Source organism: Mesobacillus sp. (assembly GCF_057785455.1).
The window spans coordinates 223,419-247,069 of record NZ_JBYNSB010000020.1 but is presented as its reverse complement, the minus strand read 5'-3'; the positions used below and the strand labels follow the sequence as shown (position 1 = coordinate 247,069).

At 41.6% G+C, this 23,651-nt stretch carries 25 protein-coding genes and 1 other annotated feature; of the genes, 8 read left to right on the top strand and 17 right to left on the bottom strand.

The window, feature by feature from the left end:
- The first annotated feature begins 445 nt into the window (after nucleotides 1-445).
- Genes qoxA through qoxD form a run of 4 tightly spaced genes read left to right on the top strand, consistent with a single transcriptional unit; the run spans nucleotide 446 to nucleotide 4,329 of the window.
- The gene (qoxA, locus tag AC3EBE_RS08000) at nucleotides 446-1,468 is read left to right on the top strand and encodes a cytochrome aa3 quinol oxidase subunit II (RefSeq protein ID WP_488594489.1); all 1,023 of its coding nucleotides are present in this window, start codon (nucleotides 446-448) and stop codon (nucleotides 1,466-1,468) included.
- Nucleotides 1,458-3,434: a cytochrome aa3 quinol oxidase subunit I gene (gene qoxB / locus AC3EBE_RS07995; RefSeq protein WP_488594488.1), complete on the top strand. Its 1,977-nt coding sequence runs from the start codon at nucleotides 1,458-1,460 to the stop codon at nucleotides 3,432-3,434. Before qoxA ends, qoxB begins: the two co-directional genes overlap by 11 nt.
- Nucleotides 3,424-4,029 (top strand): cytochrome aa3 quinol oxidase subunit III, encoded by a 606-nt coding sequence (gene qoxC, locus AC3EBE_RS07990; RefSeq protein WP_488594487.1) that lies wholly within the window; start codon nucleotides 3,424-3,426, stop codon nucleotides 4,027-4,029. Before qoxB ends, qoxC begins: the two co-directional genes overlap by 11 nt.
- The gene (gene qoxD / locus AC3EBE_RS07985; protein WP_488594486.1) at nucleotides 4,030-4,329 is read left to right on the top strand and encodes a cytochrome aa3 quinol oxidase subunit IV; all 300 of its coding nucleotides are present in this window, start codon (nucleotides 4,030-4,032) and stop codon (nucleotides 4,327-4,329) included.
- Between the two features lie 248 nt (nucleotides 4,330-4,577).
- Here qoxD and AC3EBE_RS07980 read toward each other — a convergent pair whose 3' ends face one another.
- Nucleotides 4,578-4,787, bottom strand: a complete 210-nt coding sequence (locus tag AC3EBE_RS07980) for a hypothetical protein (protein ID WP_488594485.1) — start codon at nucleotides 4,785-4,787, stop codon at nucleotides 4,578-4,580.
- Between the two features lie 660 nt (nucleotides 4,788-5,447).
- On the bottom strand, nucleotides 5,448-6,263 hold the full coding sequence (locus AC3EBE_RS07975) for a DUF2935 domain-containing protein (RefSeq protein ID WP_488594484.1): 816 nt from the start codon (nucleotides 6,261-6,263) through the stop codon (nucleotides 5,448-5,450).
- Nucleotides 6,264-6,436: 173 nt separating this feature from the next.
- On the opposite strand from AC3EBE_RS07975, the gene AC3EBE_RS07970 reads away from it, so the two are divergent.
- Nucleotides 6,437-6,907 (top strand): hypothetical protein, encoded by a 471-nt coding sequence (locus AC3EBE_RS07970; protein ID WP_488594483.1) that lies wholly within the window; start codon nucleotides 6,437-6,439, stop codon nucleotides 6,905-6,907.
- Nucleotides 6,908-6,978: 71 nt separating this feature from the next.
- Nucleotides 6,979-7,134 carry a hypothetical protein gene (locus AC3EBE_RS07965; RefSeq protein ID WP_488594482.1) on the top strand — a complete coding sequence of 52 codons (156 nt, stop codon included), beginning with the start codon at nucleotides 6,979-6,981 and terminating at the stop codon, nucleotides 7,132-7,134.
- 68 nt (nucleotides 7,135-7,202) lie between these two features.
- Here AC3EBE_RS07965 and AC3EBE_RS07960 read toward each other — a convergent pair whose 3' ends face one another.
- The 11 genes from AC3EBE_RS07960 to AC3EBE_RS07910 form a co-directional block, all read right to left on the bottom strand.
- Complete coding sequence (locus AC3EBE_RS07960; RefSeq protein WP_488594481.1) at nucleotides 7,203-8,369, bottom strand: TraB/GumN family protein; 1,167 nt, start codon at nucleotides 8,367-8,369, stop codon at nucleotides 7,203-7,205.
- 229 nt (nucleotides 8,370-8,598) lie between these two features.
- Entirely contained in the window at nucleotides 8,599-8,712 is a 114-nt protein-coding gene (locus AC3EBE_RS07955; RefSeq protein ID WP_488594480.1) for a hypothetical protein, read from the bottom strand.
- Nucleotides 8,713-8,899: 187 nt separating this feature from the next.
- A complete protein-coding gene (locus AC3EBE_RS07950) occupies nucleotides 8,900-9,463 on the bottom strand; it encodes a YdhK family protein (protein WP_488594479.1) in 564 nt (187 codons plus the stop codon).
- A 275-nt stretch (nucleotides 9,464-9,738) separates the two neighbouring features.
- On the bottom strand, nucleotides 9,739-10,197 hold the full coding sequence (locus tag AC3EBE_RS07945; protein WP_488594478.1) for a GNAT family N-acetyltransferase: 459 nt from the start codon (nucleotides 10,195-10,197) through the stop codon (nucleotides 9,739-9,741).
- 219 nt (nucleotides 10,198-10,416) lie between these two features.
- Nucleotides 10,417-10,962 (bottom strand): GNAT family N-acetyltransferase, encoded by a 546-nt coding sequence (locus AC3EBE_RS07940; RefSeq protein ID WP_488594477.1) that lies wholly within the window; start codon nucleotides 10,960-10,962, stop codon nucleotides 10,417-10,419.
- A gap of 18 nt (nucleotides 10,963-10,980) precedes the next feature.
- Nucleotides 10,981-11,340 carry a hypothetical protein gene (locus AC3EBE_RS07935; RefSeq protein WP_488594476.1) on the bottom strand — a complete coding sequence of 120 codons (360 nt, stop codon included), beginning with the start codon at nucleotides 11,338-11,340 and terminating at the stop codon, nucleotides 10,981-10,983.
- A 600-nt stretch (nucleotides 11,341-11,940) separates the two neighbouring features.
- Entirely contained in the window at nucleotides 11,941-12,735 is a 795-nt protein-coding gene (gene fdhD / locus AC3EBE_RS07930; protein ID WP_488594475.1) for a formate dehydrogenase accessory sulfurtransferase FdhD, read from the bottom strand.
- Between the two features lie 183 nt (nucleotides 12,736-12,918).
- Nucleotides 12,919-13,140, bottom strand: a complete 222-nt coding sequence (locus tag AC3EBE_RS07925) for a heavy-metal-associated domain-containing protein (protein ID WP_488594474.1) — start codon at nucleotides 13,138-13,140, stop codon at nucleotides 12,919-12,921.
- A 14-nt stretch (nucleotides 13,141-13,154) separates the two neighbouring features.
- Nucleotides 13,155-13,652 (bottom strand): helical membrane plugin domain-containing protein, encoded by a 498-nt coding sequence (locus AC3EBE_RS07920; RefSeq protein WP_488594473.1) that lies wholly within the window; start codon nucleotides 13,650-13,652, stop codon nucleotides 13,155-13,157.
- Nucleotides 13,627-16,608 carry a formate dehydrogenase subunit alpha gene (gene fdhF / locus AC3EBE_RS07915; RefSeq protein ID WP_488594472.1) on the bottom strand — a complete coding sequence of 994 codons (2,982 nt, stop codon included), beginning with the start codon at nucleotides 16,606-16,608 and terminating at the stop codon, nucleotides 13,627-13,629. Before fdhF ends, AC3EBE_RS07920 begins: the two co-directional genes overlap by 26 nt.
- Entirely contained in the window at nucleotides 16,601-17,476 is an 876-nt protein-coding gene (locus AC3EBE_RS07910) for a formate/nitrite transporter family protein (protein WP_488594471.1), read from the bottom strand. The genes fdhF and AC3EBE_RS07910 overlap by 8 nt, the downstream gene beginning before the upstream one ends.
- 92 nt (nucleotides 17,477-17,568) lie before the next feature.
- Here AC3EBE_RS07910 and AC3EBE_RS07905 point away from each other — a divergent pair, with 92 nt between their 5' ends.
- Nucleotides 17,569-17,796, top strand: a complete 228-nt coding sequence (locus AC3EBE_RS07905; RefSeq protein ID WP_488594470.1) for a hypothetical protein — start codon at nucleotides 17,569-17,571, stop codon at nucleotides 17,794-17,796.
- A 41-nt stretch (nucleotides 17,797-17,837) separates the two neighbouring features.
- On the opposite strand, the gene AC3EBE_RS07900 is transcribed toward AC3EBE_RS07905, so the two are convergent.
- Nucleotides 17,838-19,214 carry an LVIVD repeat-containing protein gene (locus tag AC3EBE_RS07900; RefSeq protein WP_488594469.1) on the bottom strand — a complete coding sequence of 459 codons (1,377 nt, stop codon included), beginning with the start codon at nucleotides 19,212-19,214 and terminating at the stop codon, nucleotides 17,838-17,840.
- Between the two features lie 670 nt (nucleotides 19,215-19,884).
- Between AC3EBE_RS07900 and AC3EBE_RS07895 the strand changes: the two genes are divergently transcribed.
- On the top strand, nucleotides 19,885-20,667 hold the full coding sequence (locus tag AC3EBE_RS07895) for an SDR family oxidoreductase (RefSeq protein ID WP_488594468.1): 783 nt from the start codon (nucleotides 19,885-19,887) through the stop codon (nucleotides 20,665-20,667).
- A 138-nt stretch (nucleotides 20,668-20,805) separates the two neighbouring features.
- Here the strand turns inward: AC3EBE_RS07895 and AC3EBE_RS07890 are convergent, their stop codons facing one another.
- The 3 genes from AC3EBE_RS07890 to AC3EBE_RS07880 all read right to left on the bottom strand — a co-directional run bounded on the left by AC3EBE_RS07890 (nucleotide 20,806) and on the right by AC3EBE_RS07880 (nucleotide 23,555).
- Nucleotides 20,806-21,378 (bottom strand): GNAT family N-acetyltransferase, encoded by a 573-nt coding sequence (locus AC3EBE_RS07890; protein WP_488594467.1) that lies wholly within the window; start codon nucleotides 21,376-21,378, stop codon nucleotides 20,806-20,808.
- A gap of 80 nt (nucleotides 21,379-21,458) precedes the next feature.
- Nucleotides 21,459-21,702: a binding site (T-box leader), on the bottom strand.
- Between the two features lie 46 nt (nucleotides 21,703-21,748).
- Nucleotides 21,749-22,639 (bottom strand): aminoglycoside 6-adenylyltransferase, encoded by an 891-nt coding sequence (locus AC3EBE_RS07885; protein ID WP_488594466.1) that lies wholly within the window; start codon nucleotides 22,637-22,639, stop codon nucleotides 21,749-21,751.
- A 196-nt stretch (nucleotides 22,640-22,835) separates the two neighbouring features.
- The gene (locus tag AC3EBE_RS07880; RefSeq protein ID WP_488594465.1) at nucleotides 22,836-23,555 is read right to left on the bottom strand and encodes an alpha/beta fold hydrolase; all 720 of its coding nucleotides are present in this window, start codon (nucleotides 23,553-23,555) and stop codon (nucleotides 22,836-22,838) included.
- Nucleotides 23,556-23,651: the final 96 nt, after the last annotated feature.

Below are 23,651 nucleotides of genomic sequence, written 5' to 3'. Positions count from 1 at the left end.
GCTGTTAGCCCATGATAAATGTCCAAAATGCCAAAAGGCTTTACAGTCAAAGTCGGGTGCAGAGTCAAAAACGATTGTCACAAAATTTTGTCTGGAGGGTCATTACGAAAAAGAATTCCATCCAGCTTTGGAGACTTATGTGGTAACTAAAGTTTCGTGATTAAATGCAGGGTCCTTGGGGGGCCCTGTTTTTTTTTGCGTCAAGGGACTTCACATTTATTTCACATCAATACCATTTATTGTTTTCATATTTTGTTCACAATTGCACGATTTTGTGAACTAACTTCTATGTTAGAATCATTACAAACAGACCTGTGTGATTTTTATCACACCTTTTGCCACAACTTACCTGAGGATTCAGGAACAGTTTCGACAACTTTGTGAACAGATGAGCAAAAGTTTGTGATATAATGAACAAGGTTTTTATCTGAAAGGAGCTGCAGTGATGAAGAAATCCAAACTATTCTTGTTTTCACTCACCTCGATCATGGCCGTACTTTTGCTAAGCGGCTGCGAGAATAACATGGTCGTATTTAATCCACAAGGACCAATAGCAAGACAAATTCTCGAATTGATCAATTTTTCGATTGCTTTAATGCTTTTAGTAACGGTAGTCGTGTTCGGGCTTTTCGCGTTCATCGTCTGGAAATACCGTGAGCGGAAAGACAATATGGGTTATGAACCACCTGAAGAACATGGCAGTACTGTATTGGAAATTATCTGGACTGTCATTCCGATCCTCATTATCGTCGCTTTGACTATTCCGACGGTAAAAACGATTTATGCTATAGATGAAGTACCTAAGGGTTATGAGGATAAAGAACCTCTAGTCATCAATGTCACATCAGCAGATTGGAAATGGATTTTCAGTTACCCTGAACAAGGAATTGAAACTGTCAATTACGTAAATATACCGGAAGACCGGCCAGTTGACTTCAAGCTTACTTCAGCCGGCACAATGCAAAGCTTCTGGATACCTGCGCTTGGCGGGCAAAAATATACAATGGCCCATGCCGAAACACAGCTTTACCTGGTAGCAGATAATCCTGGATCTTATGTTGGACGCAATACCAACTTCAATGGACAGGGTTATGCAGGAATGGAATTCGAGGTCCTTTCTCAAACTCAGGAGGAATTTGATGAGTGGGTTAAAGAAGTTAAGGACACTGCACCAAAAATGACGTTGGCTGAGTATGAAAAAATGCTTGAACCTTCCCACTTGGGACGTAAAACATTCTCAAACACACACTTAGAATGGGTTGACCATTCAGATCCACATTCAAAGAACTACACGAACCCAGAAATGTATGATCGAGGACATGGCTGGCCAGGTAAAATCTTTGAAGACGAGAATAACTACAAGAATAAAGACGGCAACAATGAAACAACTAATCATGAAAATCATGAAGATATGAAACATAAAGAATCTGAAACTGATGAACACGGGGGTGAACACAGTGGGCATTAAATGGGATGAATTTTTCGTAACAGGTGATCCATTAATTTTTGCTTCGCAAATCGGAATTGCCCTGACCATGGTCGGTATCTTTGCTGCTCTCACTTATTTTAAAAAGTGGAACTGGCTATGGAGAGACTGGCTGACAACTGTCGATCACAAAAAAATCGGGATCATGTATATCATTCTTGGAGTGGTGATGTTTTTCCGTGGCGGTATCGATGGTTTGATGATGAAAGGCCAAACTGCGGTACCTGAAAATGAATTTCTGAATGCACAGCATTATAACGAAGTATTTACAACACACGGTGTCATTATGATCCTGTTCGTTGCGATGCCGCTTTTGATCGGTCTAATGAACTTTGCAGTTCCTTTGCAAATTGGCGCTCGTGACGTTGCCTTTCCGCAGCTGAACGCTCTTAGCTTCTGGCTGACTGTCAGCGGTGCGGCTCTATTCAATATTTCATTTATTATCGGTGGTTCACCTGATGCAGGCTGGACTTCATACTTCCCTCTTGCCGGGAAAGAATTCAGCCCGGGTATCGGAAATAACTTTTACGCAGTTGGCCTGCAGATTGCCGGTGCAGGTACATTGATGACGGGTATTAACTTTGTTGTCACAGTGTTAAGGATGCGTACAAAAGGCATGACATTGATGAAAATGCCGATGTTCACTTGGACAACATTTATCACATCCATCATAATCGTTGCAAGCTTCCCTATTTTTACGGTAGCACTTGCTTTGATGACTTTTGACCGTACGTTTGGGACCCATTTCTTCACCATTTCTGGCGGAGGCATGGATATGCTCTGGGCGAACCTGTTCTGGCTATGGGGACACCCTGAAGTATATATCGTAGTCCTTCCAGCATTTGGAATGCTGTCGGACATAATTTCAACATTTGCACGCAAGACGCTTTATGGATATAAATCAATGGTCGTTTCCATCGTAATGATTTCGGTCCTTAGTATGCTTGTCTGGGTCCACCATTTCTTCACGATGGGCAATAGCGCTGGTGTTAACTCCTTCTTCTCCATTACAACAATGGCAATCGCCATCCCTACTGGAGTTAAGGTATTCAACTGGCTGTTCACGATGAGGAAAGGGCGCATCAAGTTTACGACTGCAATGCTTTGGTCACTTGCTTTCGTACCGAACTTTGTCATTGGCGGGGTAACTGGAGTCATGCTTGCTATGGCTGCTGCCGACTATCAATATCACAACACATTATTCCTTGTGGCGCACTTCCACTATGTATTGATTCCTGGGGTTGTGTTCCCAATCTTTGCCGGCCTGTATTTCTGGTGGCCGAAGATGTTTGGATATATGCTGAACGAAAAAATCGGTAAATGGCATTTCTGGCTGTTCGTAGTCGGATTCAACGTAACATTCATGCCGATGTTCTTCCTTGGCCTCGATGGTGCAGTACGCCGCGCTTACACCTATTCGGCGGAAACTGGCTTTGGGCCACTGATGATGCTTTCAGCAGTAGGTTCAGTAATCCTTGCTGCTGGCTTTGCTGCTCTAGTGTATAACATTTACTGGAGCGCTCGTAACGCAGACCGCAATATCGTAAACGATCCTTGGGATGCGCGTACACTTGATTGGGCAACTGCAACACCAGTACAGCACTACAACTTCGCTTCCCTTCCGGAAGTTAAGAGTGTTGATGCATTCTGGCATATGAAAAAGAACAATGAAATCAAACCATTAAGCGAAGATGAAATTGAGGAAATCCACTTGCCAAGCAATACTTGGATTCCGATCTATATGGGTGCGGTATTCGGCATTACCGGCTTCCTGCTCGTATTCGAATGGACCATCGCAGCTGGTATTGCGGCTCTTGGAATCTTTGCTGGCCTTGCTTTCCGTTCATTTGATTATGATGAAGGCTTCCATGTCCACAAGGATGAAATTATTGAAACTGAGCGCAAGTGGAGAAATGTTCGCAAAGGAGTGAAGAACCATGTCAGCTAAAATCGATGCAGCATTGCCGCTTGAATACCAGACTGAACAGAACAGGATGAATATCCTCGGTTTCTGGATCTTCCTTGGAGCGGAAATTGTCCTCTTTGCCACCCTGTTCGGAGTGTATGGGGTCCTCGGCGAACGTTATGCCGGGGGACCTACCCAACAGGATATATTTATCGTAAAAGATGTAATGATCCAAACTTTCCTATTGTTAACGAGCAGCTTCACGATGGGCATCGCGATTCATGAGATGCGCCGCAGAAATATTAAGGGAATGCTCACATGGATTACTTTTACACTGCTGCTTGGCGGCGGATTCCTGTTCATGGAAGTTCGTGAATTCATGCATTATGTCCATGAAGGCGCAACGATGCAGACAAGTGCGTTTCTTTCCAGCTTCTTCGTCCTTCTTGGTACTCACGGTTTGCACGTTACAATCGGTATCGGCTGGGCAATCTTGCTGATGATCCAAGTCCTAAAGCGCGGATTAACGCCAATAACAGCTCGTAAAACCTTTATCTTTGGCCTTTACTGGCACTTCCTGGACGTAGTCTGGATCTTCATTTTCACATTCGTTTATTTAAAAGGACTGGTGATGTAAATGGATAATCATTCAAAAGGATTCCCAATCAGCCATGTCATCGGATTCTTCATGTCACTGATTCTGACACTCGGTGCAGCATGGGTAGCGCTCCAAACTTCATTATCCATGAAAGCCATCATGTGGATCATCGGCTCATTGGCCGTCGTCCAGGCTGGTATCCAGCTATACATGTTCATGCACATCAATGAGGGTGACGACAAGGTTACAAATAACATCAACATCATCTATTCTGCATTTATTGCAGTTGTGATTGTGGCAGGTTCGATTTGGGTCATGACTTCCGGACACTCTCACTAATAACAGAAAGGCGTTCCCCTTGGGGAGCGCCTTTTTAATTATTATGGCTCTTTTCACAAACTATGTTGCTATTGACTGCAAAATAAGATTGAATTACTCAATTTCTTCCCAAACTTATCGCTTATTATGAGAAAAGAGCTGGCTAACTTAGTACGGACATACAAAATGGGTTTTAACAACAATCTTTACGAAAACAGCCATTATTATTGAAAATTGCTGCTCTCACCCAAGAAAAGTTTTTATGCTTTTTAGGCCAATTCGCTTTTATGTCCCTTAATCAATCGGAGCTTAGGCAGCTTCCCTTCTTTCTTAAACAAGCTGAACATCGCAAAATTGAAGACAGCAAGGAATAAAGACAATACTGCATGCTGGAATCCATGGGAATACAATGCCAGGAATCCGCTTACAAGACAATAAATGCTGACAATAAGATAAAAATACATAAGAAGTTTTCCCACTTCTCATTCCCCCACTTTTTCGTTTGTACTTTTAATATTAACAGAATTTACGAAAAAATGTCACATAATGTTCACAAAATGGTCAATAAATTTTCACATTTAGGATTTTAAGTCTCACAATAAATTTATCCAATCTTATAATTAAGCCACAAACTGCGGAAATGAGTGATTTTCGTGAGTGTTCATTTTTTAGAGAAACTGTTGAAAGACAAGTATGGAGTTTTTGAATCTGTACGCCTAACAGGAGGCTAGTTTTGAAATATCCGCCGAAAAACTAAAGGCTTTTAGTGTCTGCGAGGTCTGGAAAGTTCTAAATAAAATTGAAGATGCACCAATCGATGTCCAACAGGAATGGGTCAGAATACTGAAATGGATACTAAATGATTTTTTAAATTTGTGATTTCAAATTCATTCGTGACCGTATATTAGAAAATACGCTTTCCTTCTTTCATCAAAAAAAGCAATGGAACTGGTTGTGTCCATTGCTTACTTGCTTTTGTTCTTGCTTTTACGTAAGTAGATATATCCAACTACCAATGCCAGGATCAAGAATATCGGTAAAAAGGACAATAGTGTATGGCTAAGGTCGATCTGCATAAATGCCTCCTATTGTTTTTTCCTTTTATACCCGGTTTTGAGGCATTTAATCATTGGTATACGTTAACTAAATGATGGCTTTACTAGTGAACAGTTTCCGACTTCTGCCTGGAGCCTTGGTTCATAGTGACTGAGCTTTCTCAAGAAATAGCATGTCTCAGGAAAATGATGTTCCAGAAAACGCAAATCCGTTTTATTCAGCAGCTGGTCCCCTTTGAATTTATTCACCATGCTAATGATAAAGCGGTTCATCTCAATAGTTGTCTTGCCTACCTCATATACAAATTCTCGCTGCCGTGCAAATCCGGGTTCTTTTACCCTTAAATATCCTTTCATATGGTGGTTTTGAACAATGAAAAGCTGGAACTTGCTAATATAGGCTTCAATTTGCCTCTTGGCCGTCACTTCAATTGGATCGAGCATATTCTCAAATAACACACCATGTCCAAGCTGATCCTCGAGCCAGAGGTCCAGCAGCTCTGTCAGGGGCAAAGGCACAGGCTCTTTCCCTTCGGCTAACTGCCCTAATATCCGCAAATATTCACTATTTTCAATTTGTGTTCCATTAAAATAGGTTGGTGACAGATTAAGATTGACGTTATTATCTATCCTTAACGCCTGCATTTGTCCTTCAAATTCAAGATACCCTTTTGCGATTGGCCAAACCTTGTAAGCAAATTGGACCATTAATGGATCAGCGGCTTGTGCCGTTCGGGGAATTGTATTCAGCAAAGCCAATAGTTCTCCATATGCGTTAATATATTGCTGCGCTGTATTCACATATTGTACTTCAGCAGGTGATAAATGATCCCTGACAAAATAAGCATGGTCCTGGAGCATCTCTAGCCAAAATAAATGTTCATCCCATAGAGAAATCATGATTCTCCCTCCTTCGTTATCTAATAAATACGAGAAACCGAAGGAATAAATGATGAAATAAAAAAATTTCACCTTAGTTATGATTTTTCGATTTAAGCTCATCTTTTGTTCGAATTAAGAAATACTAAGAAAAACTTCTTGGAGTTTCTCATTCCTATTTAAGGGTGATTACAGTGAAAATCAATTCGCGATTGTTCGTATTTTTACTTGCGATTTTGCCATGGCTTACAGTACCGCTGCTTGGCAAAAAAACGATAAGAAAATTTCTTCCAGGCACTTTATTCATGGCATTTTATGTTACGTTCGAGGGAATGGTTGCCGAAAGAAGAAAATGGTGGTGGTTCCCTTTTACAGTTAAGCCGAATGTCCTTGCCGAATTACCGTTGATTTGGGGCCCTTTTTTCGTCGGATCATTCTGGATTCTCAAATATACCTACAGAAAGTTCAATTTGTATCTGTTAGTCAATATTATTGTTGATTCTGTATTTACCTATTTTGGTCTTGATATACTGAAGAAGAATGGTTATGCCACTCTGGTTAGAATCAATAAATTTCAGCTCTCCATTATCTTTTTAATTAAGTCTTTTGTTATGTATGGGTTCCAGGTTCTGTATGACAAAACTTTCAGAAGTTCCGTGCAGTAGATTTTCCTTATAAATGCATGGCAAAATGAGCATCTTAATGGTGAGATAAAATGAAAGTGAGATGAATGAAGATGTCAAAACAAGGCAGACAAAATAAAGACCAGACAAGGGAACGAATCGAAAAACAGGATAAAAGAAACGATATAGAACTGGGCAGCGAATTCCAGATAGGCAATTCCAAGTCACAAAGCCAGAAAAAAAGCGGCAAGCAAGTGAATAAAAAATAACAAAAAAGCTTGAGGACTTTTTAGTTCTCAAGCTTTTTTCAACAAATGAAACATATTAACCTGCGCTATTAAAAATTTTGAAAGAAGGTTTTAATTACATCAGCTCCGCCGATAAATGTCCCCATTGATGCTCCAAGGTTGGAGAGCACAACAATCAGGAGTATACGGCTAACTTTATTTCGCCAGAAGCCTTTTACACTGAATACATCCTCAGAGAGTGTTTCAAAATCCTTGACGCTTGGCTTCCGCAAGTAAGCTTGTGCCAGGCCGGCAAACCAGCCTGCCGCCAGCAGCGGATGCAACGCTGTGAACGGTGCTGCAAGGAATGCCGTCAGGATTGTCAATGGATGCCCCATCGCAATCGCCGTACCTAATGCTGAAAGGCTGCCTGTCCAAAGAACCCAGCTGATAGATTGATCAAGACCTGCTGACGGATTGGCAATGAATGTATACAGAATTAACGCGACAAGCATAACAGGAAGGCTCCAGCCTATGATTTTGGGCCAGTTTGATTTAGGAGGAATCGCATTAAGCTGAGACAGGTCATGCTCCCTCTTTATCTCTTCCTTGATACCAGGGACGTGAGCTGCTCCAAGGACGGCAACAATTTTCTCACCCGGCGCATCCTTGATTTTCTGCGCCAGATACTGGTCGCGTTCATCAATCAGCGGTTTCTTCAAACGCGGAAAAGATTCAGTGAATTCATTAAGCATAGCATTAATCGTGTCCTGCTCTTTCATTTTCTCAAGTTCTTCTTCTGAGATGCTGTCCTGGCTGAAAATGCTTGTGATGATTTGAGTCAGAAGCATCGTCTTTCCTCTAAAGCCAAGATTACCCCAGATCCGCGAAAATGTAATTTGAATATTACGGTCAGCAAGCACCAGCTTTGCGCCAACATCCTTAGCAGATTGAATTCCCTGGATCATTTCCTGGCCCGCTTTAATCCCCAATTCCTTTGCCATACGGTTTTGGAATGAAGAAATGGCAAGATTCATCAGCAAAAGCGAAGCTCTTTTTTGCTTGATGACCTGGATGATGTCCATTTCCTTCCACTTTGCACCCTCGGTGATTGTTTGGTATCTTTGTTCATCCAATTCCACACAAACTGAATCCGGCTGTTCCGCTTCAATCACTTCTTTTACTTGTTCAGCACTGTGTTTTGAGACGTGTGCCGTTCCTATCAATATGTATTCTTTACCATTTAAATGCAGCCTTGTAATATTTTCCTCAACCATAAATACCTTCCTTTAACTAACCAGCAGCCTGCACTGGTAAAACTCTCGTATATGTATGCTTTAGCAATTTGAATATGCTGTTTCACCATTATAACACGAACCATTCACTCTTTTGGCAAAGAATCTGATAATTTATTGGATGAGCAGTTTTGGATGGCGACGGGAGTTTTATAAAAGAAAAGCTGCACTCCAACAGTTTTCTGTAAGAATGCAGCTTATCATAAAGCGATTATTTCGTGTATGAAGTTTTAATCCCTCTGTTTTTTCTGTTATCCATCATTTTTTTAACAACAGGATAAAGTACAGGTCCCCATTTAATTGCCATTCTGACTAGTTTATTCATGAGCATTACCTCCTCAATTGTTACCGTATATATACCCAGGCTAATTGTGAGGCAATCCTGCATTATTCTGGTATTTTTTCATGAATCCTCATAATTATGGTCATCAATAAAGCCAACTTGTGACCTTCCAAGGTAAGTACTCAGATTTATAGGCCTGATCTTCGCGTATCATTATTTGCTGCTCTGTTTATTTAGCTGGTGATAACTCATCCTCTGTTACCCACTGATGGTTCGTTACTTTTTCAGAACCGTCCGTTGGCTCAAAATCCACCATGTACACAGTCATTTCTTCAGCAGTATCGATAACAGCCTTAGCCCCTTTCATTCCTTCCATATGTTCTGTATTGATGGTAACTTCATCACCTGGTTTATAAGGCTCCTCTCCTGGATCCTTCAGTTCTTCATGAATGACCCACTTATGGTTCTCAATCCTTGGGCCACCGTTCGTCGGGTCATAGGACAATGCATACACTACAGTATCATAGGCACCAACAATAGTAGCTTCTGCCCCTTTCATCCCTGGCATATGATCCTCGTTAATGATGGCCTTGCTGCCTACTTTATATGTCGGGTTTTCATCATTCTTCAAGCCTTCTGGCAGCTCGCCGGAACCAGAGTGCTCCATATTAGCATGGCTGCTGTGGTCAGCAGATCCCGTCTCCTTTTTTTCTTCTGCGCCTCCACAAGCTGTAAGTGCCAATGTGGTAAAAATGGAAATAATTATCATTGTAGTTTTGTGTCTGAAATTCATGTTTCTTTCCTCCTTTGTGTGTATAAAAAATTTATAACAGGAAATTGTGCAGAAATTATCAAGCAGCACCTTAGGTAATTAACTTTTGTAAAATGAATAACCTGTATTACTATTTATGAATAAAAAAGAACATGTGATTTACTTCCTTAACGCATGATGAACTGCATCTTCATGCATTAGATAAACTGAACGTCTGAACATACAAAAACCTTATATAATAGTGATTATGGTACAGGCAATACTCGATACACTAATCTATTTCTAGTATTCCTTTGCTATAATTTCTTTTCCATAATCCAGAGTGGTTTTTCACCGAAACTTATTTCTTTCACCTTTTCAAATCCATTCCTCTGCCAAAAATTCATCCCGTTTATATTTTCGGTAAAACAACCAAGCCGAACTGCAAAAACGTTTCTCTCACGCATCATATCTTCATATTTTGCCAGAGCCTGTTGGGCATAGGAATTGCCTGTCCAATCCTTATGGATAATCATTAGTCCGAGCCATGGCTTTTTATCCCGGGGATTCTCCATAATAAAATCGATAATGCCTATCATGTCTTCTCCAACTTTTAAAATATATCGCTCTTTTTCCAGTTCTTCCTCATGCTCCTCTATCAAATCTTCGTAGTTGAGGACAGCCTTTCCTTCCGAAAGAATGTTGTACACCGGATGTGAATTCATAATCTCTATCTCATAGAGAATTAGGTCTTTATTGCTTTTTATAAACTCCATTGTATGGTCCTCCTAATTCATTTACTTTATTACTTTCATTTTAAGAAGGTTTGAAAAAATGGATTTACAGTGCAGGTTAAAAAACCATTACAGCACATGTATAAGTGGAATGAAAATGAAAACAGGCTCTCATTTAAAGAGAGCCTGGATTCGTATTACCAGCAACCTTTTGAAGGTGTCTCTAAAAGCATCAGCAGGTGAAACATTGACGTCTTAGCATTAAACTGAATCCATAGGGTTCAAGTTCGCTAATACCTGATGGTCCTCCCACTTCCCATTGATCCTGACATTTTTGCGTGCGATTCCTTCCTTCACAAAACCTGCTTTTTCTAGTACCCGAATGGATGCGATATTATGGGGCATGACGCCAGCCTCAATTCGATGAAGGCCCAGCTCGGAGAATCCGTAATCTGTAATCAGACGGACTGCTTCTGTTGTATAGCCTTTGCCATTTTCATGTTTATCCAGAAAATAACCTATGAACGCACTTTGCAGATCTCCTCTTAGAACCTGGAACAAATTTATCGTTCCGATCAAGGAGTCATTTTCATTCTTAAATATGCCAAAGCTATATCCCTCGTCGTTATTGCGATTCTGGACCTGTCGTTTTATGAGCGCATTTTGCCCCTCAATTGAATAATAATTTTCAATACGGGTCATTGAATATGTTTCGAAGAATTCACGATTTGCAAGCTGTAGCTGTAGGTTATTTTCTGCATCACTTTGTTCTAAAGGACGAAGATAGATTTGATTTCCTTTTAACATTGACTGATCCTTTCTGGTTTATCTTTTGGTATACTTTCCTGCCATACTGACAGCTATGAACTGTGGAATCCAATGTAGACAGCTGACTAACACGAGGAGCTGTTCAGGAGTGAGCGGCTTAAAAAAACTTCGCCATAGCCCTCCGCCTGGCATCGAGTTTAGTAAATAGCACGAAATGGTCAGGGATGCCAGGTTGCCGCCAATTACAGCTGGAAGATTGTCTGTTATTTTTCCAGCATATGCTAATATAAATGTAACCGCAAGCATCAGGGCGTAACCGGCCATAGTACGATAGGCAAAATCCATATATAAGGAAATAAATACAAACGGAAAACAATAAATCACAAAAATAATAAGTGCAAGTCCAAGCTTTTCCATTCGCTTCCCCTCATTTCCTTAGATTCTTCCAGCCTGTACTTCCTCTTTGCAAAGCCATGCTCTTTCACATTGTACTTCTACTAAAAAATGTTTATATTTTTACTTATTTCTGTTCAGGCAGGTCTATTCCCTTTTTAACACATTAAAAAAATCCAGGCATAAGCCTGGACTCAGTCTCAATAGACAAATTATATTCAAGGTTGCCTACAGCTAGGCTCTGGTATTCCATGGATTTATAAAATAGACGGACCATTTCCGCCTATTTTGGAAAATAGCATGGTTTCAAGCGAAATAAGAGAAGTTTTTCCGCTTATACGATTAAGATCTTTCATATTAGGCACAATTAGAGGAATTAACAGGAATTACTCCGCTTATATCAGCCCCAACCCCATTTTTGTAAATGATAAGCGGAATTGCTCCGCTTATTTTAGCTTCAGGAGCACCACTTAAAACAGTAACCGAAAAACATCGCCCTAGGATTACTGGATGGCAGCCCTCATTTTATAACTGTGTTTTCAAAAAGACAGAGGCAGCGAGCAATCTCATTGCCTTTTGTCAGCAGCCTTAATTTGGGCATAGGCCTGGAATTTCGATTTTATATTAACTGAATAAAATCCGTTCCTGTCCAGTATAAACATTGAGGGAATCTTCCCTGATAAAACCGATAGTTGTAATTCCCAGCTGTTCTGCAAGCTCTAGTGCGAGTTCGGTAGGTGCTGATTTTGAAAGGACGATTTCGCAGCCGATTTTAGATGCCTTCAATAATATTTCAGCGGAAATCCGGCCGCTGAAGGCAAGTACCTTATCCTCAAGAGGGATATTGTTCCGTAAGCAAAAGCCGTAGATTTTATCGAGTGCATTATGGCGTCCTATATCCATCCTCGAAAGGATCAGCTTCCCTTCATGGCAAAGAGCAGCATTATGCACTCCCCCGGTTTTTTGGAAGATAGCAGATGATTCCTGCATTTCTTTCATCAAGGAAAAGCATTCCTCCGTTGAGACCTTCACCCGGACATGAGCCAGTTTTTTCGCAGTCAGTGCATCATTTATAAAGACAAATCCCTGCCTTCCTGCTCCACAGCAAGAAGTAATATAGCGTTTGCCTTGGAAATTCAAATAATATGGATTGATGTTTTTTGTTTTAACATGGACAGTTCCTGTTTTTGATTCAAGCCAAAAATCTTCGAGGTCATCGAACCTTTTTATGACACCTTCTGATGCTAAGTAGCCAGTTACAAGATCTTCTATAAAATCCGGTGAACAAACCAGAGTGGCAAACTCGTTACCATTGATTTTAATTGTTACAGGATGCTCTGTTACAATGCAATCTTCAATCCTAACAGCACCGTCTGCTCCCAAACGAAGGATTTCCCGTTTTACCTCAATTGGTTTCAAAATTTGCCACTCCTTTCTTCGCAGAAAAGTTATTAATATGCAAAATCCCCCAGAGCCCGGAATTTCCTGTCCTCTCGGCAGCTCTCGCATATGTGCAGTGTCACTTCCTGGATCACTTCGTCTTCCTTTTCTACATAGTTCTCTTTGGTCCCGCATATCTCACATAGTCGCACAGAACTCACCTCACTGAATAGAATCATTGGATAATTTGTAACCTGCTTCACGGCATGCCTGCACAAAGTCCTCGGAGGAGGCCATCCGCTCATCATATTTGATGGATAAAGTCTTATGATGGGCACTTGCTTCTGCCTGGGAAATCCCCCAGACATCAAGCATCGCCTTAGTAACTTTCTCTTCATCTTCCTTTGATCCAAGATTGCTGATATGAAAAACCTGTTCCTTCAATCGTTCCACCTTCCTTATTTATGGTTCTCCCTGTTCTTAAGGAAGGCTTCTCCCATTCCCTCCATGAAGTCGACCATCGTTGTCATCGCGGCGCGTATCTCCGGGCTGCGGAGCCTGATACGCATTTTCCAGATGCTTTGTTTCTTGCCTTTTTCACCTGTCTGTGACATCCGCTTAAGGCCAAGGGTAATGCCCTCCAATAATGTTCCAAGCTGGGCAGGCTGAAGACCTCCAAGAAACTTGAACAGCCCAAACCCGCTTTTAATGATATTGTGGACGGCAGGCTGATTGACCTGCTGCATGGCTATCACACCAACCTCGTTACGCTGCTTTAACATTGAGCTGGCGGCCTCGAATACTTTTACCTCATTTAGCTCCTTCGTCATTTCAATGAAGGAAAGAACGGCCTCTTTATTGTCAGCCAAAGCCTTCAGTATTTCATCAATGGCTTCAGCCTGTTCTTCTGCCTGGTTGGGGATTCCTCTGCTAATTTGCCTGATCGGTTTCGCCATATTGACCCTCCTTCAAATCATCAATCTCTGAAATCGGTATATAATCCGAACGCTTCCACTTTTCCTCGACCTTCACGCTGATTTGCGGAATCCTGTTCCCGAAACGGTGATTATGCTTAGGCAGCGGCGGCTCTCCTGTCGTTTCAAGCACTTCCATGTTTACACCCATTTCTTTATAGGCTGGGGTATGGGTGATGATGTCGTGATAGCTGCTGGTCAGCCTGTTCACAGCTTTCTTATCCTCGGCAGAGTTCATAGGCAGATACAATTCATTCCCTTTGACACGGTCTGTTACCATTACCCGTACTTCTACATGGCCATATGGGGAAGTCAGCCCGACCAGTGAACCATCTTCCAACCCGCGTTCTTCTGCCAGTTCTGGCGACACCTCCAGCCATACTTCTGGTACCTTATGCAGCAGGCCTTCGGTTTTAAAGGTCATATTTCCTTCATGGAAATGTTCAAGCAAGCGGCCATTGTTCAAGTGCAGGTCGAAATCTCCACCTGGATCAAAAGGAATAGTCCAGTCAACTGGCACCAATCTTGCTTTTCCATCCGGGAAACCAAATTTGTCTGTATACAGTAGAGGCGTATCTTTACCATCTGCTTGAACCGGCCACACGAGGGATTCCCATTCTTCAAGACGTTCATAGCTTACACCGGCAAAAATGTCAGCAAGCTTGGCTGCCTCGTCCATAATTTCTGATGGATGCTGATAATTCCAGTTCGCTCCCATCCGGTTTGCAAGCTCCTGGAAAATTTGCCAATCAGGCTTTGAATCACCCAGCGGTTCGAAAACCTTGTAAAATCGTTGGATCCGTCTTTCTGTATTTGTGAATGTGCCATCCTTCTCCAGGCTAGGTGCTGCGGGTAAAACCACATCTGCAAATTGGGCTGTTTTACTGAAAAAGATATCCTGGACAACAAAGAAATCCAATTTCTCAAAGGTAGAATGAACATAGTTTGAGTTTGCATCGACAATTGCCATATCTTCACCAAATAGGTACAGAGCCTTCATTTTTCCTTTATTAATGGCCTCCACCATATGGTGATTATCATAACCAGGATTATCTGGAAGCTTCACACCCCATGCTTTTTCGTACTTAGACCTGACAGCTTCATCCTGTACAGGTTCATATCCTGGCATCCAAGGCGGTAATGTACCAAAATCACAGGCTCCCTGGACATTGTTATGTCCTCTTAATGGATAAGCGCCTGTGCCAGTTCTGCCATAGTTTCCTGTTACGAGCAGAAGGTTGGAGATGGCGGTACTTGTATCGGAAGCTCCCATATGCTGAGTAACTCCCATCGCCCATAGCATGCAGACTGATTTTGCTTCCTTGATCATCTCAGCCAGCTGAAGAAGCTGCTTCATACTTAGGCCTGTTTTTTCAACAGCATACTCGAGCGTATATTTTTCCAGCGAGGCTTTAAATTCTTCTACTCCGTTCACTCTCTCTGCAAGGAAACTTGCATCCTCCCAGCCTTGGTCAAAGAAGTATTTCGCAATTGCATTCAGCATGACAATATCTGAACCTGGCTTAGGGTGGAGATGGAGATCGGCCCGCTGTGCCAATTCATTTTCCCGCAAATCAACAACGACCAGCTTCTGGCCAAATAGCTTATGAGAACGCTTGATGCGGGTTGCGAGTACTGGATGTGATTCAGCAGGGTTGGCACCAACGACAATGATAAGCTCGGAAGCCATGATGTCTTCCATCGTCCCTGAATCGCCGCCAAGGCCAACTGTCCTCATCAAGCCGGTCGTTGCAGGTGATTGGCAATACCGGGAACAGTTGTCCACATTGTTCGTGCCCATAATAGCCCTGGCGAACTTCTGGAATAGGAAATTCTCTTCATTGGAGCATTTTGACGAAGCGATATAGCCAATTGAATCCGGTCCATATTCTTCTTTAATCCCCGAGAGCTTCTCTGCGATTAGCGATAACGCTTCATCCCATGTCGCTTCGACGAACTCCTCACCTTTTCGAATTAAAGGCTTAGTCAGGCGCTCTTCACTGTTAACGAAATCCCAGCCGAATTTACCTTTTACACAGGTGGATATGCCGTTAACCGGCGCTTCTGTTTTCGTCTGTATTTTCAGGATTTCCCTGTCCTTTGTCCAGACTTCAAAGCTGCAGCCTACTCCGCAATATGTACAAACCGTTTTGGTCCGTTTGATTCTCGCCTTGCGCATAGCTGCTTCGACTTCAGACACAGCAAAAATTTCCCGATAGCCCGGTTCTACTTCCTTTGTCATATCGATCATCGGCGCCAGGATATTTGGTGCGATTCCGGTCAGGAAGCCCGCGTTCCCCAGCATTGATTTTTCCATCAATGCATTGCATGGACATACATTGACACAGTGTCCGCATGAAACACAGGAAGATTGATCGATTGGTACATCATTATCCCAAATGACACGCGGTACTTCACGGCTCCAATCAATCGTAAGCGTTTCGTTCACCTGCAGGTCCTGGCAGGCTTCTACACATCGGCCGCAGAGGATACACTGATCAGGCTCGTAACGGTAAAAAGGATGAGAATTGTCAGGCGGATATGGCTTGGCCTGAAATGGATACTTCTGATGGGCAAGCCCCATTTCTTCAACCGTATTATGGATCGTACAATTGCCATTGTTATTGTCACAAACCGTGCAATAAAGTTCGTGATTTTTAAGGATTCGCGACATCCCTTCATATTGCGCTGACTTAACAGTTTCGGACATTGTATCAATCGTCATGCCTGGCTCTGCTTTTAATGTGCAGGATCTGGCCAATTGACCGTCTGCCATCACATAACAAGTGTCACAAGTTTGAATGGTTCCTAAATCCGGATGATAGCAGATACCCGGTATGAAAACATCCTCGGCCCTTGCTACCTCCAATACTTTTTGGCCCTCGACAGCGGGATAATCCTTCCCGTTAATGTTGATCGTGAAACGTGTATTACTCATTGCCATGCCTCCTTATTCCCACTTTATTAATCCCTTGCCTTTTGATGGCTGTTTTTGCTGTTCCCTGGCGTTTGTTCGCTTTTTCACCTGTGCCTGTCTCCATCGTCCCTCTATAGGCAATCCAATAGAACATTGAAACGAATACACTACCGCCAATAGCATTTCCGATGAAAACCGGAATGAAATTGCCGATAAAATCCTGCCAGCTGTAATAGCCTGAAAAAATCGCTGCCGGAATGACAAACATATTGGCCACTACGTGCTGAAAGCCAATTGCAACGAAAGCCATGATTGGAAACCATATCCCAAGGATTTTTCCGCCAATGTCTTCTGCTCCATATGCGAGCCATACAGCCAGTCCCACAAGCCAGTTGCAGCCAATTGCAGAAACTAACGAGGCAAAAAAACCCTCATCCAGCTTACCACCCGCTATAGCAACAGTTTTTTCAAGGTAAGGACCTTGAGAGGTCAGTCCCGCAACTTGGCCGAAAAAATAAGCGACAAACAAGGCACCGAGGAAATTGAACACTGTAATCCAAAACCAATTCTTAACAAGCCTGCCCACCGAAATACGCTTAGTCAGGACGGCCATTGAAACAGCCATCATATTGCCTGTCAGCAGTTCCCCTCCAGCGATGATAATCAGTATAAGTCCTACAGGAAAAACTGAAGCGCCAATCAAGGTACTGAATGTCCCCCATGCTTCTGGAAGGTTCGCAATCACGCGAATATCGAGCAAATAGCCAAGAGAGATAAAGGCACCGCCTAAAAAACCAAGTACAAGGACACTGGAAAAAGGAAGATTTGCTTTTTTCTGACCGTGCTCGGCTGTCAATTGGGCAATTTTGAATGGAGCATGGAATGCCATATGATGATCATCTCCTTTAAATTCCCTAATAATATTTACATTACTGGGAAAATTATTTAGGAGAATAAAAGAAAATTAAAAGCGAGGATTTAATGATGGATAAAAATGAATTGTTAATTCGTGTTCAAACAATGATTAAGTCTTCGACAAAGAGGCCGAAGCAAATGACGGTTTCCACTGTCAAAGTTGCAGATATTTTTGGGGTAACGCCTGAAGAAATACAAAAGGGCCTTGAGGAACTGGTTGCTGATGGTTATTTAAAACAGGCAAAGCTGGAGACTCCTCCTTATCATGAAATTTATTTGCTGCCTGAAACGTAAAGAGCACATTCTCCCGGAGAATGTGCTTTAGTTCATTCATTTTATTCTGTCAAACCTGCCGCCTTAGTGCCGCCAGATTTTTGCAATACCTTTAAGCCTGTGCCCATGTCAGATGCAAGTACATAGTTCCTGTCTACAAACACGCCCCAGATGTTCGATTTGCTTGGGATGTACATCCCTGTCTCGACAGGAGCTGCTGGATCTGTAATATCAACCGTTCTGACACCGCCTGAATAGTGCGATAGATAAAGCGTATTCCCGTGGACCTTTGGATCATGGACCGTCGCTCCACCAGGAATTTTTTCTGTGAAATCTGTTCTAAATGTGCTTAACAGCTTAGGATTCGCTTTATCCTTGATATCATAGATCATTGTATAGCCATATGCAGATTCAAACCCATCCCTTACTGGACCAAATACTTCTCTTGTCTCAACAAGGACAGTTCCTCCCTTTGCCAGGTCCATCGAATGGGCAGAGCCCTGAACTTTATCATCAAAGTCCGTTCTTCCTAAGTAAACCGGATTCTCGGCATCGCTGATATCGAGCATGATTGTCCCTAAATCCCAATAGGACAAGAAAGCAGTCTTGCCTGTTTCATCCGTCTTTACACTATGTGCAAATGCAACGCGCTCAACACCGTTTTCATCGGTCCAATTATAGCCGTTATAATTTTCATCGTTTACTTCTGGAATATAGTCCCTTGGATTGAATTCATAGACTGTATTCGGATTTGCAGGGTTGGATACATCCACGATGGATACATCCATTTTTTCTCCATGTGAATAATAATCAGCATAGCAATCCGCTGTAAGGACATAGACATTGTCACCTTGCACCGTCAAATACAATTCATGCGTTCCACGGGCGCCGGAAGTTGATTCCCAGAAGCCAAGCTTCTTTGGTTCTTTTGGATTTGTCACATCATATAATACAAAGCCGCCTTTGGAATTCGGGTCATTCCTGTCCAGCTTTTGGACGCTGACAGCAGCAAGGTCACCTTTAAAATGCTTAGTATTAACAGTTTTAACAATGACTTTTTCCTGCCATGTTCCTTGAAGGTCCGCAAAGGCAGCAACCTCTACTGGATTAGCTGGATCCTTCATATCAAACACACGGACTCCGCCTGCACCGCCATTTATGGAGTGCGTTCCCAGGTATGCATAGCCTTTATAGGCATAAACATCTCCAGTTGAGTTCTGAACTCCGGGACGAATCTCTTTTAGCGGTACTGCGGCAACCTCTTTGAAATTGCTTGTATTCTTACTGCCTTCAAGCAAAGGTACTGCAAGTTCAACACCTGCCAGACTATCCCCTTTTTCGACGCCTCCGCCAAATTCATCATGAGCAAAGACCGTACCTCCCGCTGAAAAAACCAATGCGCCAGCCAGAGCTGTGTTTACTAAGATCCTCTTTTTCAAATAAATTCCTCCCTTTTCATAAAAATTGATCATCCCTATGTATAAACAATGGAAGTCTTCTATTTCTGTAAAATTCGTAACCAGAAATAGTATGAGTAAAATTTTAATGAATTTTCCAAAAATTTGATATCGACTTGATTTCCTATTATTTCTACATAAACTGACATTTTTAATTCCAAGCTTTTGGACTAAAAAAGTTGGGAAACAAGGAGATTGTCACTATTGATATGTTGTTAAATTACTGTGACATATTGTCTATTAAATGACTAAAACACCTTCTATATAGTAAGTGTCTGAGCATTTTAGATATCCATGCCGAGGCGATCAGCAAGCTGCCGGGCAAATTGTTTTTTTTATTGCGACTTGTAATAAAAGGCTTTTGATTTCCGTTCCAGGCGTTTCGCTTTCCTCTGATAAATTTTGAAAAAGCCTAATTACCGGCTTTTTCAAGAGCAAATTTTTCTTGGGGCGTGCGGTGAGCCTCCTCGTCGCTGTGCTCCTGCGGGTTGAAACACCCTTAACTAAAGACGGTCTTTCTTTTAGTTGTTCTTCACCTTCCAATAATCTCTCTAAGCACCTTACAATCCAAAATCCCACAGTGCTAGCAACCGTTTTATTTAAGTTGAATTTGGGATAGTAGAAGGATTCTATTCACAAGGAGGTTTGAGAATTGAAGCAATTGGATGGAAAAGTTGCTTTCATTACTGGTGCTAGCTCTGGAATAGGAAAGGCAGCAGCAATTAAACTGGCTGAGGAGGGCGCGAAGATTGCGCTGGTCGATATTAAAGAAGAAAACGCTAAAGAGGTTAAAGAAAAAATCGATGATATGGGCGGTAGTGCTATTATCCTTGAATGTGACATTTCCAAACCGCAGGAAGTTGAAAAAAGCTATAGAATGCTGATTGATACATGGGATCGCTTGGACATCGTGTTTGCAAATGCTGGGATTAATGGTGTAATTGCACCTATTGAAGACCTAACCCCTGAAGATTGGGATACAACCATCGATACAAACTTGAAGGGTACATTCCTTACTGTGAAATATGCGATTCCGCATATGAAGAAAACAGGAGGAAGTATAATCATCACTAGCTCAATCAATGGTAACAGAATATATAAGAATTTTGGCATGTCTGCTTACAGCACCTCAAAAATCGGGCAGACAGGCTTCGGCAAAATGGCAGCATTAGAATTGGCGCATTACAAAATACGAGTCAATATCATTTGTCCAGGAGCAATTGAAACGAACATCGGCAAAAACACCTTTCCTCAGGAAGAAAATCTTAAAAAAATCAAAGTGCCTGTTGAATATCCTGAAGGCAATCAGCCGCTTGAGGAACGTTCAGGAAAGCCAGACCAGGTTGCGGATCTCGTCTTCTTTTTAGCGTCAGATATGTCTTCCCATATTACGGGTACGGAAGTTTATATCGATGGTGCAGAGTCACTGCTTTGACAAAGGAGACTACGACTAGCATATTTTCCGTTTTATGCGGGTTTCATCAGTAAAAATAAACCTAAAAATACGAGTGCATTGATCTCGCCGGATTAATGCACTCCTTTAATAGAGGACCAAAGCTGGTTGCTTCCATGATCAATCATTTATCTTTGTTAAGGAATAAATACAAGTATCAGTAAGTCTTTCACCATCCGCAGATAAATCATCGTTTCTCAATATCCCCTCCAGTTCAAAGTTTAATTTTTCAGGAATAGCACGACTCTTGAAATTGCCTGATTCAATGCGGATTTCCAGCCTTTTTAATTTAAGCACCTGTAATGCAATCCTTGCCAGCTCCTGCACTGCTTCCGTCATATAACCATTACCGCTCATTTCTGTGTTTATCCAATAGCCAATTTCCCCTTTAGGAATATCCCAAATAATCCCCTGGATGCTGACTACACCAATAAAGTCCTTGGAACTCTTGTGGAATATTAAAAATCGAAAGCTTTCCCTCTCTAAAAACTTAATATGAGCTTTTCGCAAATTAATTTCAGTTTCTTCAACTTCAGGGAGTTTTTGTGCAAATGGCATCCATGGCTGCAATTCGTTGAACGAATCTCTAATGGCTTTATTCACAATCGCTCCATCCCCAGTTGGCAATGGTGCTCGAAGCAGCAATCTATCTGTTTCCAGCTGTGCAGGTATTTCCATTAATATCGGGTTCAAAATGTTCTCCTCCTCAATGATGGCTCTTTTAATTTTCAAACTTAGGCAAAATAAAAACTCCCACCTTCAAGATTATCCATCTTGAGGACGAGAGTTATAGCTTCGTGGTACCACCTCAGTTCACTGGGCCATCACTGGACCAGCCTTTTCGGGTACAGTCATACCCTATCTCGATATCGGGAGAACCCGTCCTGCGATCCCTAAAAATAGCTTGGCAGGAAACTCCGAGACTTTTTTCATTAAGCTGATTTTTGCTCCCTTTCACCTGGCCGGAGCTCTCTGTGAAAAATCCTGCTTAATTACTCTTCTCATCATCGTCATAACATATGATTTTTAATATATTAACAATTTCACCATAAAGTGTAAATAATTATTTTGTAAGATATATCCCTTTAGCATCCGCTGGCAGTTTCCTAATATGGTTTAGATACTGCGTCATATTTTCGTCGTCTTTAACCGGATAGGTGAAAGACAATACTTCCGCAACCTGTGCAGCTAAATCTCTGAACAATTCACAGGCTGTAAAAATTGAATCCCAAAAGTTATCGTATTCTCCATCTGAATAGGTTTTTTCATACATGGACCAAAGATTTTCAGGCAAATACTTTTTGTAGTACTTCCCCATTTTCCCTGTTGAAATATTGTACTCGTGGTTGAACGCGATCCACCAGGAAACCATCTCATCAAGCCGCTGCCTGATGACAAGTTCAAACATCTGCTTTGCATATGGCAGCTCATCCCGCCAAATTCCTTTGCCAACATTTTGAAGGCACCACCAAAAATCGTTGCAGCAGCTTTGATATTCGGCGTCCGTTGGCTTTCTTACCCAGTAATCTTCATCAGTGGGCTCGTCGATGGCAGGGAGTATCCCATCTTTATCCAGAAGCGGAACAGTCAATTTCTCCTTCAGAAAATGGCCAAGCATGTGTTTTGGTGTTTCTATATGCAAATCAATCCGATTCCCATCCTTGAATAGCATTAAATAACCGTATGTATCTTCGATATTCACTTCAAGTCCCATAAGCTGGTCGTTTTTATCCGGCTCCTGCTTCATCAGGAGCTCGCCAAAGCAATCAATCCAGTTAGGATCCTGAATAAATGGCCTTGTTTCTGTTACTACATAGACAATATCGTAATCTTGAAAAATATCCCTTGTTGCATTTTCGTTGGTCCTTGAACCATTCATATAGACAGCTTTGATTCGATCATCGTTTTCCGCTATGCCAAGGATTAAATTGAGCATTTCTTTTTCGGTTCTCATATAATTCCACCTCGTCAGCTGATATATTGTAAGGAACAGAGGGGGTTGGCATGATTAAATATTGTTGTGCTTTCTTGTTATACGGTTCCCTCGTAACATATATTTTGACTGTAGCACCTCTAAATCTGTTTCGGGCAATTGAATATCCTCTCTTAAGCTTCCTGCTATTCCAGTAGTAATAAAGTAATCCAGTTTTCTACAAACTATCTATATATGACAAGAATTGTTTTATGGTGCGAATAAATCCTTCTCGATCCGGCTCCCATAATTCATGTCCTGATTGGGCAAATTCGATAATTTTTACATTCTCCAGCTTTGAATTGTACTTTTCAGCTTCATCCTGGTTAAGCATTGCCGCCTCTGTTCCACCTTTAAGAATTAAGACTGGTATTTTTATAGATGTTAATTCATTATACAAATCAATTTTACTCGATTCTCTTTGAATGCCTCTGATTGCTCTTTCCATGTCTTTATCAGCAGCAAACCTTTTAATCAGTCTTTCAGACCATGATAAAGGAATCGAGGGGTACTTCGCAGGATAGTCGCAAAGTATTATCCCCTTAATATTCGGATTTCCAGCAGCATATTTAATCGCATATGGAACACCCATTGAATATGCTAATATACAATGTTTTGGAATATTGCTATTTAATATTACAGATTGTATATCTTTTACATGATCGTTAAGAGAATATCCATTTTCCGGCTTATCACTTTTGCCGCGACCTCTCAGACGTAAGGAAATACACCTTCTCATTTTGAATTCTTCTAGTAACTCTATCGATTGTTCAGCGAAATTCATTGCTCCTGGTATATAGACTAATGGTGTAAGTGGATCATCATAATCTATTTTATCAAGGTAATGTATTTTGACGTCATCCGAGCTGGCCCATTGGTTTAAAAAGTTCAGTTTCATCAACACCCTTCTTATGAATTTTGTTTTCAATTAATTTATGTTGTTTAACAGGAAACCGGCCTATCATAACGAAATAAGTAGTAAGTAAAAATAGGG